Raw genomic sequence first — 15,650 nt, forward strand, 5'->3', positions numbered from 1 at the left:
GTCCCTACACCTTCTTCCCCGTCATCGAAATGCCCAATCGTCAGCGCACTTTTCTTAAGCATCTTGAGCCCCGGCGGCGTGGCCGCCCCGGTCACGGTACCCATTGTTTTCGCCGCCGCAAACAGCGCCCACGGCTATTTTCGTTTGGGCGAACGGGCAGGATAAGAGACACACCGCTACCGACTTGACCGCGGCCGCCTTGCCGTCCATATTCTCGGCACCGCCATGGCTTCAGGGCCCAAGACCCAGTACACGAAGAGCGGCGATCTCCACATCGCCTACCAGGTAACGGGGAGTGGTCCGCTCGACCTCGTCTTCGTCCCCGGCTTCGTGTCACACCTCGAGTGCCAGTGGGAGCATCCGTGGTCGGCCCGCTTCCTCGAGCGCTTAGGATCCTTCTCCCGTCTTATCCGCTTCGACAAGCGCGGCACGGGGCTCTCCGACCGGGTCGGCGGGATTCCCACCCTCGAGCAGCGGCTGGACGACGTGCGGGCCGTCATGGACGCCGTGGGTTCGGAGCGGGCGGCCCTCCTCGGTGTCTCCGAGGGCGGGCCGATGTCGCTACTCTTCGCTGCGACGTATCCCGAGCGCACGTCGGCGCTCGTGCTCTACGGCTCCTATGCGCGCCGCGCCTGGGCCCCGGAGCATACCTCCGGGCGCACCGAGCAGGAATGGCAGGCGATGATCGACTCTATTGAGAGGGGATGGGGCGACCCCGGAGGCCTCGATATCGACCTGTGGGCACCCAGCGCGGCCGGAGACGAAGGCTACCTGCAGTGGGCGTCCACGTACCGGAGGCTGGCGGCGAGCCCTGGCGCCGCGGTGACGGTGATGCAGATGAACAAGGAGATCGACGTCCGCGCCATCCTGCCCGCTGTCCGGGTGCCGACCCTGGTGCTGCATCGAACGGGCGATCGCGTGACCCGAACCGAGCAGTCACGGTACCTGGCCGAGCACGTGCCGGGCGCGCGGTTCGTCGAGCTTTCCGGCATCGACCATATCCCCTGGGTGGGCGACGCCGACGCCGTCGTGGACGAGATAGAGGAATTCCTCACCGGCACACGCCACGAGACCGAGATCGACCGGGTGCTGGCGACCGTGCTCTTCACCGACATCGTGGGCTCGACGGAGCGGGCGGCGGCGCTCGGCGACCGCAAGTGGCGGGATCTGCTCGACGGCTACTACGCGCTCGCCCGGCGGGAGCTGGCCCGCTTTCGCGGCCGCGAGGTGGACACGGCCGGCGACGGGTTCTTCGCAGCCTTCGACGGGCCGGCCCGCGGCATCAGATGCGCCCAGGCGATCAGCGCAGGAGTCCGCCCGCTCGGCATCGAGGTGCGAGCGGGGCTGCACACCGGCGAGTGCGAGGTCATCGGCCAGAAGGTCGGTGGCATCGCCGTCCATATCGGCGCCCGCGTGGCCGGGCTGGCCAAACCGGGCGAGGTCCTCGTCTCGAACACCGTGAAGGATCTCGTCGCCGGCTCGGGCCTGGCTTTCGAGGAGCGCGGCGCGCACACCCTCAAGGGCGTCCCCGGCGAGTGGCGTCTTTACGCACTGATGCGGGCCGCCTGATCCCAGCATCCGCTCCGTGCATCGTCCCACAAGGAGAAGCCATGAAGAAGAAGATCGCGAGCCCGCATGTGCCCGACCCGCCTCCCCAGACATGGTCCAACTGCCTCGTGGTCGGCAATCAGGTCTTTGTCGCCGGCATGGTCGCCCGCGACGGGAGCGGGGTGATCGGTGGGGACAGCATGTATGGCCAGGCCAAGGCCATCTTCGGCAAGATCAAGCACCTGATGGAAGCTGCGGGCGGGACCATGGATGACATCGTCAAGGTGCAGATCTTCGTGACGGACATCAAGCGGCGCGAGGAGGTCTGGAAGGCGCGGCGCGAGGTGTTTACCGGCGATTTTCCGGTGTCGACGTTGGTGGAGGTGAGCGCATTGGCGGCGCCCGAGCTTCTGGTCGAGGTCGAGGCGATTGGGGTGCTGGGCGCGGGGAAGTAGATCGCCGAGGTAGACCACCCCTCACCCTGCCCTCTCCCCTGAGGGGAGAGGGATGTGTTTGTCACCCAGCTCGCTCCGTTCAGGGGAGAGGGATGTGTTTGCCACCCTGCCCACTTCCCATGAGGGGAGAGATGTGGAGTTATCCGCGCGTAGCTTCTCTTATCCCTCTCCCCTATCGGGGGAGAGGGTAGGGTGAGGGGGCAAGAACCGCGGGCTCACTCGGCCCCTCACCCTGCCTTCTCCCCTGAGGGGAGAGGGATACAAAAGATGAGGGCTTACTTGGCGCGGAGCTTGCGAGCGGCCTCGGCGCGCATCTGCTGCATGGCGCGCGTCTCCTGGTCGGAGTAGCGCTCGTCCTTCCAGGGGTCGGCGTGCATGTGGTAGCCGTTGACCTCCCAGAAGCCGGGCGGATTCACGTCGAGGAACTCGAAGCCGCGCAGCCACTTGGCGCTCTTCCAGAAGTAGAGCTTGGGCACGACCAGCCGGAGGGGCCCGCCGTGATCAGGCGCGAGGTCCTGGCCGTCGTGCTTGAGGGCCAGGACCACGTCGTCGTCCACGAGATCGCCCAGGGGCAGGTTGGTCGTATAGTCGGGATCGGCGTGGATCATGACGAACTTCGCCTCGGGCTTGAGGCGCACCCGCTTCATGATCTCGCGGATGTGCACTCCCTCGAACCGATTGTCCAGGCGCGACCAGCGGGTCACGCAGTGAATGTCGCAGGCGACTTCCGTGCGCGGGAGCTCGAGGAACTCCTCCCAGGTCCAGGACACGTCCTCCTCGACCAGGCCGAAGCAGCGGAAGGTCCAGGTCCTGGGGTTGAATTTCGGCGTGAGCCCGTAGGTCAGCACGGGCCACTTGGTGGTCAGCACCTGGCCCGGTGGCGTGCGCTTGGCCAGTTCGTCCGCGGTCTCGCTCATGTCGGCTCCTCAGGCGTAGCATCCCATATCGCCCGGCACGCCGAGCGCGCTATTTCTCTGCCAGGAGCCTCCGGATCAGGGCTTCCGTCTCCGCATAGGCGCCCTCACCCACGTGGACGAATCGGACTATCCCACGCTTGTCGATCATGGCCATGGCCGGCCAGTACCGGTTCTTGAAGCGCTTCCAGATGACGAAGTCATTGTCCTGGACCACCGGATAGGCGACCTTGAGGTCGCGCGTCGCCTGCACGACCTTGTCCAAGGGCCGCTCCCAGGTGAATTCGGGGCAGTGCACGCCCACGATGGTCAGCCCCGCCTTCTCGTACTTCGCGTGCCAGTCCCGCAACTGCGGGATCACGTTCTTGCAGTTGTATCAGCCGAAAGTCCAGAACTCGACGATGACGACGCGCCCCCGGAGCTTCTCGAGGCTGAGAGGCTCGCTATTGATCCACGGGCCCCCCGTGATCTCCGGAGCCCGCTCACCGTCTCGCAACCCGATGGCCTGGGCCGCCCCCGGCCCCAACACTCCGGCCAGGAGCGCGGCCGCCAGCACCCACACGCCTGTTGCCTTCATGAACCGCCTCCTCCTGGGGGGCTCGAATCCCTCCCCGGTGCTCATCTTACAGGGGTCTGCCTTCCGGGTTGGACGTCTCCAGGGCCGTGGGCGGTTCGCGGGGCCCGGGCGAAGAGGTTGGATACCCCCGTCCGACCCCCTATAATAATGATGGCGAACGGGTGGGCATGGGCCCGCCCCGATTCACTGACGCCGTTGAGCATTACCCGAACAGGAAAGGCAATGGATGAGCGATGACAGGAAGCTGGCGATGTTCATGGATTTCGAGAACATCGTCCGGGGAGTGAAGGAAGCGCAGTACAAGCAGTTCGAGATCAAGCTGGTCCTGGAAAGACTGGTCGAGAAGGGCAAGATCATGGTCAAGCGGGCGTACGCGGACTGGAACCGCTACGCGGAGTACAAGCGCCCCTTCCACGAGCACGCCATCGAGCTGATCGACGTCCCCCAGAGCCGGTACAGCGGCAAGAACTCGGCGGACATCCGCATGGTCGTGGACGCCATGGACCTCGCGTACGCCAAGCAGCACGTGGACTGCTTCGCCCTGGTCTCCGGCGACTCGGACTTCTCGCCGTTGGTCTCCAAGCTCCGCGAGAACGACCGCTACGTGATCGGGCTCGGGGTCAAGTCCTCCTCGTCGGAGCTGCTCGTGGGCAACTGCGACGAGTTCATCTTCTACGAGGATCTGATCAGGGAGTCGAAGAAGACCACGGCCCTTCGGGGACTGCCGGAGAAGAAGATGGAGGCCATGACCCAGCTCATCGAGGCCATCCAGGCCCTGCAGCGCGAGAACAAGGACACCCTCTGGGGCTCCATGGTCAAGCAGACCATGCAGCGGAAGAATCCCGCCTTCAACGAGTCCTACTACGGGTACTCGACCTTCTCGAAGCTGCTCGAGGAGGCGGCTAAGCAGAAGATCGTGACGCTGGAGCGGGATGCGCGGAGCGGGACGTACATCATCACGTCGGTCGAGGAGGGTCGCGCGGCGTAGGGGTCATTTGAGCTTCGGGTCCAGAAAATCGCGTAGCGCGTCCCCGAACAGGTTCACGGCCAGGACCGTGATCGTGATGGCCACCCCGGGGAACACGACCATCCACCATGGGGGCTTGAAGGCCTCGGCGAGGACGCCGCCCAGCATGTTGCCCCAGCTCGGAGTCGGTGGAGGCACCCCGACCCCCACGAAGCTCAACGCCGCCTCGATGAAGATGGCCGCGCCCAGGTGACCGGTGGTGATGATCAGGAAGGGGGCCAGGCACTGGGGCGCGACGTGGCGGGCCATCACGCGTGCCCCCGAGGCTCCCAGCACCCTGGCCGCTTCCACGTAAGCGAGCTCCTTGACCGACAGGACCATCGACCTGACGACGCGGCTGCTCAGCGGCACCCGCGTGACCGCGATGGCCACGATGACCGTGGTCAGCCCGGCCCCCAGAGCGGCCATGAGCAGCAAGGCCAGGATGAGGGACGGCAGCGACATCAGGACGTCGAGGACGCGCTGACTGATCAGGTCCACCCGCCCACCCAGGTAGCCACTCGCCACGCCCCAGATGAACCCGATGGTGTCGCCGAGCAGCACCGAGCTGATCGCCACGAGCAGGGTCACGCGCGCGCCGAAGATGATCCGGCTCAGCACGTCGCGCCCCAGATGGTCGGTGCCCAAGACGTGCCGGGCCAGCGGCGGATCGCGGGTGACGGCGTAGTTCGCGGTCAGCGGGTTGTAGGGGGCCAGCCGGTCGGCCAGCACGGCCACCGACACCAGCAGCAGCAACAGCAGGGCGCAGACGCCGCCGAGCGGCGAGGCGCGGAAGAAGCGGGCCACGGCCATCGGCGCGCGTCTATTGGTAGCGGATGCGGGGGTCGAACCAGCCGTAGCTGATGTCGACCGCCAGGTTGATCAGGACGAAGATGACGCCGTAGAGCAAGACCAGGTTCTGGATGAGCATCCAGTCCCGCTCGGCGATCGCGAACACCAGTGCTAAGCCCAGCCCGGGCACCCCGAAGGCGCGCTCCACCGCCACCGAGCCGCCCAGGAGAGCGCCGAAGGCGGTGCCCGACACGGTGAGGATGGGCAACATCGCGTTCACCAGCGCGTGACGCCACACCACGATCCGCTCGCGGAGGCCCTTGGCGCGGGCGGTGCGCACGTAGTCCTCGCCCAGCACCTCCAGCACCGAGGAGCGCGTGATACGCGCCATCATCGCGGCCAGGGCGATCCCGAGTGCCAGGGCTGGTCCCGCGGTCATCTGTAAATTTCGGATAGGGTCGTCCCACAGGTACACGATTGTCAGGGGCGGTCGCCATGTGAAGGCCAGGACCAGGGAGAGGACGATCATCAGCCCCACCCAGAAGCTCGGGATGGCCATGAAGAGCACGACGACGAACCGGAAGACGTAGTCGGTCCATGAGTTTCGCCACACCGCCCCCACGAGGCCCACCGGCAAGCCGACGATCCAGGAGAGGATGACCGCCATCACCGCGATCTGGCCGGTGATGGGGCCCCGCCGAAAGACGAGCTCCCGGATGGGCTCGCCGCGCCAGAACGACTTTCCGAGATCTCCGCGGAGGATGTCCTTCAGCCAGTCCAGATACTGAACGGCGTACGGCCGATCCAGGCCCAGGCTGGCTCGCGCGGCCTGGAGCTGCTCCTGGCTGAGGACGTAGCTTCCCCCGCCCTCCCCGGAGATCGCCGCCAGGGGATCGCCAGGCAGCACGCGCATCGCGATGAAGATGAGCAGGGTGACGCCCAGAAGCGTCGGAACGGCAATGAGCAGCCGCTGGGCCAGGTACTTGCGCATGGTCCGCCCCTCGCGCGGTCAGGTTGCTGAGCAACCTGCGAGTTTTTCAACAGTCGGTCAGGCCTTCCTGGTTTGCCGTCCGGAGGGAAGGCTACCGGTCAAGCCAGAACGTGTCGACGCGTCCGAGCTCCGAGAAGACGCGGGCGTCGCTGGCGTGGCCCTTGACGGAGGTCCTCCACATGGGCAGATGGTCCGTGAACCCGATGAGGTAGAGCGGCGCCGTCTGATCGAGGAGCGCCATCCCCCGCGCGAAGAGCCGCTTGCGTTTGGAGCGATCCGTCTCGCTGTTGATCTGCTTCAGGAGTTGGTCGAACTCGGGGTTGGCGTAGCGGGAGAAGTTCAAGGACCCGCCCGTCTTCAGGCACATCTCCCAGCCCGGTCCCGGATCCGAGATGGGCGAGCGATACTCCGTGTGCACCATCATGTCGAAGGTGCCCTTCTTCAGCTCTTCGATGAGGAGTGCGCGCTCCATTACCCGGATCTTGGTCTCGATGCCCAGCGTGCGCCGGAGCTCTTCCTGGAAGGCCGGGGCCAGGATCTCGGCATGGGGCGCCACGGACGCCGATACGAGGTCAACCCCCTTGACGCCGTCGGGCATGCCGGCGGCGGCCATCAGCTTCTTGGCCTCCGCGATGTCGGCCGCCTTGTCCGCGCGGTACCCGGGAAGACCCTCCAGCTCCTTCATCGGGCTGGCGAACTCGCTGGCGTGAGTCATCCACCTGGTGAGCATGATCGGCTCCTGGGTGCCGAACGCCTTGATGAGGTTCTGACGGCTGACGGCCAGGTTGATGGCGCGCCGCACGCGGGGATCGGTGAACGGCTTGCGCTCGTTGTTGATGTGCACCTGATAGGAGTTGAACTCGCCCGGATACCGGACCGTCCCCACGATGTCCTTGCGCTTGAGCCCCTCCTGGTGCGTCTCGAGCGAGACGTTCGGGGAGTAGTCCGCCTGCCCGGTGAGCACCGCGGTGCCCCGGTCCGTCCACGCCGGGATGTGCAGCAGCTCCAGCCCGTCCAGATAGGGAATCTCGGGATCCCAGTAGTTGGGATTCCGCACCATCACCCACTTCTCGGCCACCTTTCGCTCCTTGAACATGAAAGCGCCGGTGCCGGGGGCGATGACCTTGCGGAGATCCTGGTTGTTCTCGTCCAGAGCCTTCTTGGAGTAGATGATCATCGACGACGGGGTGAACAGCTCGAGGAAGTACGGCCGGGGCTCCTTGAGGGTGAACTTCACCGTGAGGCGGTCGACGGCTTCCACCTTCTCGACCGCCGCGAACTGATCCTTGTAGATGCTGGCCATTCCGGCGGGCGGGAAGATGATGCGGGAGAACGTGGCCACCACGTCGGCCGAGCTGAACGGCGTCCCGTCGTGGAACTTCACTCCGTCCCGGAGGCGGAAGGTGTACGTCTTGCCGTCCGGGGAACCCCTCCAGCTCTCGGCGAGGTCGGGGATGATGGTCTTGAGCCCGTCGGCCGGATTGAACCGCACCAGGTTGTTGTGCATCTGGCCCAGCACGAACCGGAACGCCCCCTGGTGCACGTCGAAGTGCGCCACCTCCGCGGGACCGGCCCACTTGAGCACGCCCCCCCGCTTCGGGTTCGGCTCGGCGGCGCGGGCCCGGTCAGAGCGGACCGCCGCCCCCGCGGCCGCTGGACGCTTCAGCGACCACGCGGCCAGCGCGGCGCCCGCGGTCGTGCCGGCCGCAGTCTTGAGGAAACGCCTGCGGTTCACTTTCCCGCCGAGACGGGGCTGTTCCATGTCGCGATCCTCCTTGTGGTTGGTGCGCGGCTACCGTACGCGCGCGACCGCACGGTCGTCAACCACGACCTCGGGCGGCCGGACGACGTGGTAGGCCGCCTACTTCAGCGGGGGCTCCACGCCGGCGGGCAGCGGAACGCGCGCGATGTTCAGCACCATCGACACCAGGCTGTAGTAGCCTACCGCGCCCACCAGGTCGACCACGCCTCGCTCGCCGAAGGCGGCGTTCACCCGCTGAAAGGCCGCGTCCGAGACCTGGCCGGTCGCGAGCAGCTCGGAGACGAAGTCGTAAACGATCGTCTCGTCCTCCGCCATGCCGGGGGGACGCGTGCCGGCGGCGATGGCGTCGGCGATGGCGGGCTTCAGCCCGGCTTCGAGGGCCAGGCGGCGGTGCGCGTAGAACTCGTACTGCGCCGTCCACTTGCGGCCAGCCATGATGATCGCCAGCTCGTTGAGCCGCGACGGGATCGAGCTGCCGAACCGCACGAACGCCCCCACCCGCTGGACGAGGTCGCACAGCTCCGGGCTCCGCAGGAGCGCATTGAACGGCCCGCGGAGGCCGGCGCCGCGCGGGCCCGACTGGATGGCCTCCGCCACGCGCTTCTGCTCCGCCGTCATCGTCTCGGCGGTCAACGTCGTGAATCGTCCATCGCTCATCGCCATGTCTCCGCTGCTCGGGTGGCCGCCGCCGATCGCACGGGTGGATTGCTCAGGCCGGCTTGAACGCCACGGGCAACCGCTTGATGCCGCGGATGAAGTTCGAGCGGAGCTTCTCCGGCTCCGCGGTGGCCTCGATATCCGGCAACCGGCGGAACAGCTCGACGAACATCGCGGTGACCTCTCGACGCGCCAGGTGCGAGCCCAGGCAGAAGTGGGCGCCGCCCGTTCCGAATGCGCCTTGCTCGTTCGGCGTGCGCGCGATGTCGAAGCGATAGGGGTCGGCGAAGTATTTCTCGTCGCGGTTGGCGGAGATGTACCACATGGCGATCTTCTGGTTCCTCTGCATCGCGACGCCGGCGAACGTCGTGTCGCACGTGACGGTCCGCCGCATGTGCATCACCGGGCTCGCCCACCGGATGATCTCCTCGACGGCCGACGCGCTGAGCCCGTCGAGGTCGGCCAGCCACTTCCGCTTCTCGTGTGGGAATCGCGTGAAGGCCCACATGCCCTGACTGACGGCCGTGCGCGTGGTCTCGTTGCCCGCGGCGATGAGCAGGAGAAAGAACGGCCCGAGGTCCTCTGGCGGCATCGCCTCGCCGTCGACCTCGGCGTGCACGAGCACGGTCGTCAGGTCATTCTCCGGATGCTCGAGGCGCTTCTTGCCGAGCCAGAGCCCGTACTCGCGCAGCTCGCCCGCCGCCTGCAGGAGGGACTCGCGCGTGCCCCCGAACGCCTTGTCGCCGCCGGCCAGGAGCCGGTTGGTCAGGTCCAGAAGCTTCGCCCGGTCGCCCTCCGGCACGCCCATCATGTCGCAGATGATGGCGACGGGCAGCGCGTCGGCGACCTCGGTGACGAACTCCGCCTCGCCCTTCGGGGCGATCGCGTCGACGATCCGCCGGGCGCGCTCGCGGACCGCGTCTTCCGCCTTCGCGATCATCTTCGGGGTGAAGCCACGGTTCACCACGCCCCGGAGCTTGGTGTGCTTCGGGGGATCGGTGGAGATCATCGAGCGGATGGCGCCCATGTACTGCATGTCCCCGGGATCGATCATCACCTGGATCCCGTATGCGGAGCTGAACGTCTCCCAGTCACGGGTGGCGGCGGCGACGTCGTCGTAGCGGGTGATCGACCAGAAGCCCTGGCCGGAGTCCGGGTGCTCGTGCCAGGCGACCGGCCGCTCGTGCCGAAGCTTGGCCAGCGCGCCTTCCACGTCGTCGCGCAGCCAGAAGTCGAAGCTGGCCGGATTGATCTCATCCAGCGTCAGGGCGGTCGTCGGCGTGGGAACGGTGCTCATACGGGCCTCCTTGTTGCCGTCGATGTCGAGGTCAGTGTGGTCTATCGCATCGGCTACACTCTGTCAAGGCACACCGAGAGGAGGACGGCATGCGAGTGGTCGTGAACCGAACGCTTTGCGAGAGCAACGCCGTGTGCGCGCGGCTGGTGCCGGAAGTCTTCGTGGTGGACGACGACGACCAGCTACAGATCAAGCAGGAGGCACCGCCGGAGGCGTTGCGGGAGCGCGTGGCGCACGCGGTGCGGCGCTGCCCGAAGCTGGCGTTGTCGATCGTGGAGGACTGAGAGAGCAGCAAGAGCTCGGCAGCAGGTGGTGGCGGTCGGAGAGCTTACTCTATGTTCCTACGTGCGTTTGGTGATGACTACGACTTTGCCGCTGTCGCTGATGAGGGCGGTGAGGATCCAGCTGACCACGGTGACCACGATGGAGCCGAGGAGGGCGGAGCCGAAGCTCGCCACGTGAAAGCCCTTGACCAGGCTCGCCACCAGCCAGAAGCAGAAGGCGTTGAGGACGAGCAGGAAGAGACCGAGGGTGAGCAGGGTGATGGGCAGGGTGAGGATGAGCAATACCGGGCGCACGAAGGCATTGATCAGCCCCAGGACCAGGCCCGCGCCCAGCGCCGAGACGAAGCTGTCCACCTGGATGCCGGGAAGGATGGAGGCCGCGAAGATGATGGCGAGCGCATAAACCAGGACTCGGATCAGAAATCCCATTGCCGCCTCCGTGGCCGAGGAGCCATTCGTCCGTGGCGCGGCCTAGGTATACTGGCCGCGTCATGCCCCGTCATTATAGGCGACTCCGGCCGCTGTCTGCGGCCCGCTTGCCCTCGCCCAGGCCGCTCATGGTCCCCGCGCTGCTCGTGGTGTCCCTGCTCTTCGTCTTGTCGTTGGTCTGCTCCGCCCAGCCGGCCGGCCTCACCATCGATCCCGCCCTCATCCGCGGCCCGGCCGAGGCGCCCATCACCATCGTCGAGTTCGGCGACTTCCAGTGCCCGCTCTGCAAGCGCACGCAACCGGTGCTGGACCAGCTCCTGAAGGAATACCGGGGCAAGGTGCGGCTCGTCTTCAAGAACTTCCCATTGGCCTCGCACCCCGGCGCCCGCCCCACCGCCGAAGCGGCGCGCTGCGCGGCGGCTCGTGGCGTGTTCTGGGAATACCACGACCTGCTCTACCTCCCCGGCACCGACTTCTCGCGGGACGCCCTCGTCGGCTATGCGGGACGCCTGGCTCTCGACCGCGACGCCTTCGCCGCCTGTCTGGACGCGCGACAGTTTCGCGATCAGATCGACGCGGATGTGCGGGAAGGCCATGCCCTCGGCATACCCGGCACCCCGACCTTTCTGATCAACGGCAAGCCGCTAGTGGGCGCTCAACCCATCGAGGCTTTTCGCGAGGCCATCGCGGAAGCCCTGCAGGACGTCGGTCGCAAGTGATGGCCAGCACCGCTCGCCCCCTCACCCTACCCTCTCCCCCGATGGGGGAGAGGGATACAAGGAACGGCTACCACTCATGACGACACCCCCAGTGAGCAGCTTCGTCGAGGCCGAGAAGGTCCCGTGGGTGGAGCGACGTCCGGGCGTCTTCTGGAAGACGCTCTGGGAGGATGCCGACGGGCGCCACAAGGCCGTGCTCATGCGCTATGAGAAGGGCGCGGTGATTCCGCGTCATCGCCATCTCGGCGACGAGCAGATCTGGGTCCTCGAGGGCGCGGTGGCGGACGAGACGGGCGTCTGCACGGCGGGGAACTATGCGCGGCGGCCGCCCGGCTGCGTCCACACCGTCACGAGCCCTACCGGTGCCCTGGTTCTCGCCGTGATCTCCGGCCCCACCGAGCCCGTGTAGCTAGTTCTCCACGTGGCCGAGGTCTAGCGCCTCGGTCAGCGTCTTGAGAAGGCAGTAGAGGCTCGCCCGCACCGTCTCGTCATACTCTCCGGGCACGGCGCCGCCCGCATAGAAGGTCTCGAGGATATAGGCAGCCAGGCTCGCGTGCTCGGCCTGGCCGAGCGCCTCCAGCACCTCGACGGGCGGGGCGCCCTCCCACTGGCTGAGCCAGGCCTGCGTCTCGGCATAGGCCTCGAGGAGGCGCGGCTCGGCGAGCTCGGGAAACGGCCGGCCAAAGCTCGCCTCGAGGACCTTGAAGAGGAGAAAGGCCAGGCCAAGGGCGGCTTTCTGCACGGTGGGATCGAACTGGCGTGTCATCGACTGCGAGAAGGCGGCGGCGTGGGGCTGCAGATCGAGAAAGCCCTGCGCCTCACTGGCCACCCGCGCCGGCGCATACGCCGTAAGTTCGCGCCAGACTTCGTCTACAAGCGTCTTGTCGATGGCTCGCATCGCGAAATTCTCTTGCGGCCCTATGGGCTCTCCGGTAAGGTGAACAGCCGGGATTCTAGCATGCGTGAGCGCGCCGTCCGAGCGCTCCCTGACGCACAGACCGTCGAGTTATCGGGAGAAACCGAAGGGAAGAGACGATGACCACAGAGCACTTCTGGCTATCGGTGGGATTTCTCGGCCAGGCCTTCTTCTCGAGCCGCTTCCTCGTGCAATGGATCGCCTCGGAGCGCAAGAAGGAGAGCGTGGTCCCCGTCTCCTTCTGGTTCTTCTCGATCGGCGGTGGGACGACCCTGCTCATCTATGCCATTTATCGCCAGGACCCCGTGTTCATCCTGGGTCAGGGCGCCGGGCTCGTCATTTATCTACGCAATCTATACCTTATCCGGCGCAAGCAGCGCCGCCTCGCCGGGGCAGGCGCCTGAGCGCGCCCGGCGAGAGGAGAACTCACATGGAATCGAGCAAAACGGAACCGATCAAGTGGTCGGCAGCTCAGGCCTCACGGGAGATCCTGATGATCCCGGGGCCGACCGAGCTGCCCTTCCCGGTCATCCAGGCCATGAATCAGCCGCCCATGATCCAGTACGACCAGAACTTCGACGTCAACGTGCTGGAGCCGATCAACCTGGCCCTCAAGAAGGTCTTCCAGACCGAGCGCGGTGAGGTCATCACCATGCCCGGCTCGGGCAAGACCGCCCTGGAGTCGAGCGCGCTCTCCCTCGTCGAACCCGGCGATCGGGTCATGGTGATCGTCACCGGACGGTTCGGCATGCTCATGCAGGAGGTGATGACGAGGGTCGGCGCCGAGGTGACGGAGTTCAGCGTCGAGTGGGGGAAGCCCATCGACCTCGTCAAGCTCAGCAAGGAGATCGAGCGGGTCAAGCCCAAGATGGTCACCCTGGTCCACAACGAGACCTCCACGGGCACGACCTACCCGGCCGCGGAGATCGGCAAGATCGTCAAAGGCCACGACGCGCTCTTCCTGCTCGACACCGTGTCCTCACTCGCCGGCATCGACGTGCGCACGGACGAGTGGGGCGCGGATCTCAACATGACGGGCTCTCAGAAGTGTCTGGCCGCCCCCATCGGCATGGCCATCGTGGGCGTCACCCCGCCCGCCTGGGATGCCATGGAGCGCCGCAAGCACAAGGCCTCTTCCTGGGTGTACGACCTGCTGCGCTGGCGCGATGCGTGGATCCCGACCTCGCGCGGCGGCCGAGTGCCCGACGGGGCCCCGCGCAGCCAGCCGATCTCCATGCCCACCCACCTGACGCACGCGCTCGGGGTGGCGGTGCGGCTCGTGCTCGAGGAAGGTCTTCAGCAGCGCTTCCGCCGCCATGCCGTGGCGGGGCGCGCCTTCCGCGCCGGCATCGATGCCATGCGCCTGCAGATGTTCCCGGACAGCTCGATCCTGTCCGACACCGTCTCCTGTGTGAAGACTCCGCCCGGCATCGAGCCCGCGGCCGTGGTGAAGCACATGCGCCAGACCTTCGGCATCCTCATCGGCACCGGCCTCGACCAGACGCGCACGACGACGCTGCGGATCGGGCACATGGGCATCACCGCGAGCCCCCTCTACATCTTGCCGACCCTCTCGGCCATCGAGATGACCCTCCGCGAGCTCGGCTACAAGTGTGAAGCGGGGGCGGGGGTAGCCGCCGCCCAGGCCATCTTTGCGGGTGCCACGGCGTGATCGTCGTCCCTGACGACTTCCCCTCGGTCTTCGAGGGCAGCGTCGCGCACGATCGCCTGAAGAAGTCTGGCGACGTCGCGGTGTTCACCGAGCGCGGGGCCGACAATGAGCAGGAGCTGGTCCGTCGCATTGGCCGGGCGGAGGTCGCCATCAATATCCGCGCGCATGCCCGCTTCACCGACGGCGTCTTCGCGGCCTGTCCGGCTCTCAAGCTCGTGTCCGTCTGGGGCACGGGCACGGACAACATCGACCTCAACGCCGCGGGCATGCGTGGCGTCACCGTCTGCAATACGCCGGGCGTGAACGCCTTCGCGGTGGCGGAGCACGCCTTGACCCTGATGCTCGCGGTGGGACGCAAGATCACCACGCTGGACGCCGAGATGCGCAAGAACAAGTGGCCGCGTGAGCTGCTGACCCAGCTTCACGGCAAGACCCTCGGCGTCTTTGGCATGGGCACCATCGGCGCTCGCGTGGCCGCCCTCGGCAAAGCGATCGGCATGGAGGTGCTCGCCTGGTCGGCTCAGGGCGATCAGGGACGGATCCGCGCCGCCGGGGCGACCCCGGCCTCCAAGGAGGACATCCTGGCCCGGGCGGACGTGGTGAGCCTGCACATCCGGCTGAGCCCGGAGACCCGGGGCTTCCTTGGCCGGAAGGAGCTCGCCACGATGAAGCCCACGGCCATCCTGGTCAACACGGGCCGCGGCGCCCTTGTCGATCGCGAGGCCCTCCTGGGCGCGCTCAAAGAGCGGAAGATCATGGGCGCGGGGCTCGATGTCTTCCACCAGGAGCCGCTGGCCGCGGACGATCCCATCCTGTCGCTGCCCAACGTCATCGTCTCGCCGCACAATGCCGGGCAGACCGCCGAGGTCATCCGCGACGGCCTCCTGCGCGCCGTCGAGAACGTGGAGCACTTTCTCGCCGGCAAGCCCAAGGACCTGGTCGTCTCTCCGGCACGATAGACGGCCCAGGGACGAGGGAGACGGTATGAGGCGTTCGCTCGCGCTCGCTCTCCTCGCGGCCATCGCCCTCTCCATCGTGGGGGCGCCCTCGCCCGCTTCCTCGCAATCATCGGGACGTGTCTATCTCGTGCCCCTCGGCCCCGGCGTGCCCGTGCCCCTGCGCGAGCTGGCCGACCACTACCGGAAGACGTACAAGCTCAACGTCATCGTGCTGCCCGAGCTGGTCCTCGGAGATCCGCGCGTGCAGGACACCACGCGCTTCCAGCTCGTCGCCGACGAGCTCCTGGGCTACATGGTCCGCAAGAACCCCAAGCCCTCGAGCGAGCCGGGGGCGGCCGTCATCGGGGTCACCGCGCAGGACATGTATATCCGCGGGTTGACGTGGGACTGGGCCTTCGGTTATCGCGAGGGCGATCGCTTCGCGGTGGTCTCGACGGCGCGCATGGATCCCACGTGGTTCGCCGAGCCGGCGAATCCTGCGCTCCTCCGCACGCGGCTGCGCAAGGCGGTGACGCGGATGATCGGCTTCCAGCACTACGGCTATCGCGAGAGCACGAACCGGCGAAGCGTGCTCTTCGGTCTCGTCCGCGGCCTCGACGATCTCGACCGCCTGGCCGAGGACTTCTAGCCCAATCACATGGATAACCCACAGGAAGCCCGAAGTGGCTGAAG

At 66.8% G+C, this 15,650-nt stretch carries 20 protein-coding genes; 10 read left to right on the forward strand and 10 right to left on the reverse strand.

Translation table 11 applies throughout. The features are described from left to right. The first annotated feature begins 225 nt into the window (after positions 1-225). Both VGT00_01740 and VGT00_01745 read left to right on the forward strand, forming a co-directional pair. The gene (locus VGT00_01740) at positions 226-1,569 is read left to right on the forward strand and encodes an alpha/beta fold hydrolase (protein ID HEV8530119.1); all 1,344 of its coding nucleotides are present in this window, start codon (positions 226-228) and stop codon (positions 1,567-1,569) included. Positions 1,570-1,610: 41 nt separating this feature from the next. Further along, entirely contained in the window at positions 1,611-2,003 is a 393-nt protein-coding gene (locus tag VGT00_01745; protein HEV8530120.1) for a Rid family hydrolase, read from the forward strand. 275 nt (positions 2,004-2,278) lie between these two features. Here VGT00_01745 and VGT00_01750 read toward each other — a convergent pair whose 3' ends face one another. The 3 genes from VGT00_01750 to VGT00_01760 are packed head-to-tail and all read right to left on the reverse strand — an operon-like array spanning position 2,279 to position 3,494. Then, entirely contained in the window at positions 2,279-2,920 is a 642-nt protein-coding gene (locus VGT00_01750) for a sulfite oxidase-like oxidoreductase (protein HEV8530121.1), read from the reverse strand. Between the two features lie 49 nt (positions 2,921-2,969). Then, positions 2,970-3,278, reverse strand: coding sequence for a hypothetical protein (locus VGT00_01755; GenBank protein ID HEV8530122.1), 309 nt, complete (start codon positions 3,276-3,278; stop codon positions 2,970-2,972). A gap of 15 nt (positions 3,279-3,293) precedes the next feature. Further along, on the reverse strand, positions 3,294-3,494 hold the full coding sequence (locus VGT00_01760) for a hypothetical protein (protein ID HEV8530123.1): 201 nt from the start codon (positions 3,492-3,494) through the stop codon (positions 3,294-3,296). Between the two features lie 226 nt (positions 3,495-3,720). Between VGT00_01760 and VGT00_01765 the strand changes: the two genes are divergently transcribed. Continuing rightward, on the forward strand, positions 3,721-4,482 hold the full coding sequence (locus VGT00_01765) for an NYN domain-containing protein (GenBank protein HEV8530124.1): 762 nt from the start codon (positions 3,721-3,723) through the stop codon (positions 4,480-4,482). A gap of 3 nt (positions 4,483-4,485) precedes the next feature. On the opposite strand, the gene VGT00_01770 is transcribed toward VGT00_01765, so the two are convergent. The 5 genes from VGT00_01770 to VGT00_01790 all read right to left on the reverse strand — a co-directional run bounded on the left by VGT00_01770 (position 4,486) and on the right by VGT00_01790 (position 9,999). Further along, on the reverse strand, positions 4,486-5,313 hold the full coding sequence (locus tag VGT00_01770; GenBank protein HEV8530125.1) for an ABC transporter permease: 828 nt from the start codon (positions 5,311-5,313) through the stop codon (positions 4,486-4,488). Between the two features lie 10 nt (positions 5,314-5,323). Further along, complete coding sequence (locus tag VGT00_01775; protein ID HEV8530126.1) at positions 5,324-6,283, reverse strand: ABC transporter permease; 960 nt, start codon at positions 6,281-6,283, stop codon at positions 5,324-5,326. Between the two features lie 91 nt (positions 6,284-6,374). After that, positions 6,375-8,045, reverse strand: a complete 1,671-nt coding sequence (locus VGT00_01780) for an ABC transporter substrate-binding protein (protein HEV8530127.1) — start codon at positions 8,043-8,045, stop codon at positions 6,375-6,377. 99 nt (positions 8,046-8,144) lie between these two features. Beyond that, positions 8,145-8,702: a carboxymuconolactone decarboxylase family protein gene (locus VGT00_01785; GenBank protein HEV8530128.1), complete on the reverse strand. Its 558-nt coding sequence runs from the start codon at positions 8,700-8,702 to the stop codon at positions 8,145-8,147. A gap of 52 nt (positions 8,703-8,754) precedes the next feature. After that, positions 8,755-9,999: a cytochrome P450 gene (locus tag VGT00_01790; GenBank protein ID HEV8530129.1), complete on the reverse strand. Its 1,245-nt coding sequence runs from the start codon at positions 9,997-9,999 to the stop codon at positions 8,755-8,757. Positions 10,000-10,088: 89 nt separating this feature from the next. Between VGT00_01790 and VGT00_01795 the strand changes: the two genes are divergently transcribed. After that, a complete protein-coding gene (locus VGT00_01795) occupies positions 10,089-10,283 on the forward strand; it encodes a ferredoxin (protein HEV8530130.1) in 195 nt (64 codons plus the stop codon). 57 nt (positions 10,284-10,340) lie between these two features. Here the strand turns inward: VGT00_01795 and VGT00_01800 are convergent, their stop codons facing one another. After that, positions 10,341-10,712 carry a phage holin family protein gene (locus VGT00_01800; protein HEV8530131.1) on the reverse strand — a complete coding sequence of 124 codons (372 nt, stop codon included), beginning with the start codon at positions 10,710-10,712 and terminating at the stop codon, positions 10,341-10,343. Between the two features lie 62 nt (positions 10,713-10,774). Here VGT00_01800 and VGT00_01805 point away from each other — a divergent pair, with 62 nt between their 5' ends. Continuing rightward, a complete protein-coding gene (locus VGT00_01805) occupies positions 10,775-11,431 on the forward strand; it encodes a thioredoxin domain-containing protein (protein ID HEV8530132.1) in 657 nt (218 codons plus the stop codon). A 76-nt stretch (positions 11,432-11,507) separates the two neighbouring features. Next, the gene (locus tag VGT00_01810) at positions 11,508-11,840 is read left to right on the forward strand and encodes a cupin domain-containing protein (protein ID HEV8530133.1); all 333 of its coding nucleotides are present in this window, start codon (positions 11,508-11,510) and stop codon (positions 11,838-11,840) included. On the opposite strand, the gene VGT00_01815 is transcribed toward VGT00_01810, so the two are convergent. Next, on the reverse strand, positions 11,841-12,329 hold the full coding sequence (locus VGT00_01815; protein HEV8530134.1) for a hypothetical protein: 489 nt from the start codon (positions 12,327-12,329) through the stop codon (positions 11,841-11,843). A 137-nt stretch (positions 12,330-12,466) separates the two neighbouring features. Between VGT00_01815 and VGT00_01820 the strand changes: the two genes are divergently transcribed. From VGT00_01820 to VGT00_01835, 4 genes are read left to right on the forward strand one after another with little or no spacing between them, the layout of a single operon-like run. Beyond that, the gene (locus tag VGT00_01820; protein ID HEV8530135.1) at positions 12,467-12,751 is read left to right on the forward strand and encodes a lipid-A-disaccharide synthase N-terminal domain-containing protein; all 285 of its coding nucleotides are present in this window, start codon (positions 12,467-12,469) and stop codon (positions 12,749-12,751) included. Positions 12,752-12,777: 26 nt separating this feature from the next. Continuing rightward, complete coding sequence (locus VGT00_01825) at positions 12,778-14,019, forward strand: alanine--glyoxylate aminotransferase family protein (protein HEV8530136.1); 1,242 nt, start codon at positions 12,778-12,780, stop codon at positions 14,017-14,019. Beyond that, positions 14,016-14,978 carry an NAD(P)-dependent oxidoreductase gene (locus tag VGT00_01830; protein HEV8530137.1) on the forward strand — a complete coding sequence of 321 codons (963 nt, stop codon included), beginning with the start codon at positions 14,016-14,018 and terminating at the stop codon, positions 14,976-14,978. The genes VGT00_01825 and VGT00_01830 overlap by 4 nt, the downstream gene beginning before the upstream one ends. 25 nt (positions 14,979-15,003) lie before the next feature. Further along, positions 15,004-15,606 carry a hypothetical protein gene (locus VGT00_01835; GenBank protein HEV8530138.1) on the forward strand — a complete coding sequence of 201 codons (603 nt, stop codon included), beginning with the start codon at positions 15,004-15,006 and terminating at the stop codon, positions 15,604-15,606. The last annotated feature ends 44 nt before the right edge of the window (positions 15,607-15,650 follow it).

The organism is Candidatus Methylomirabilota bacterium (assembly GCA_036002485.1).
GTDB lineage: Bacteria > Methylomirabilota > Methylomirabilia > Rokubacteriales > CSP1-6 > AR37.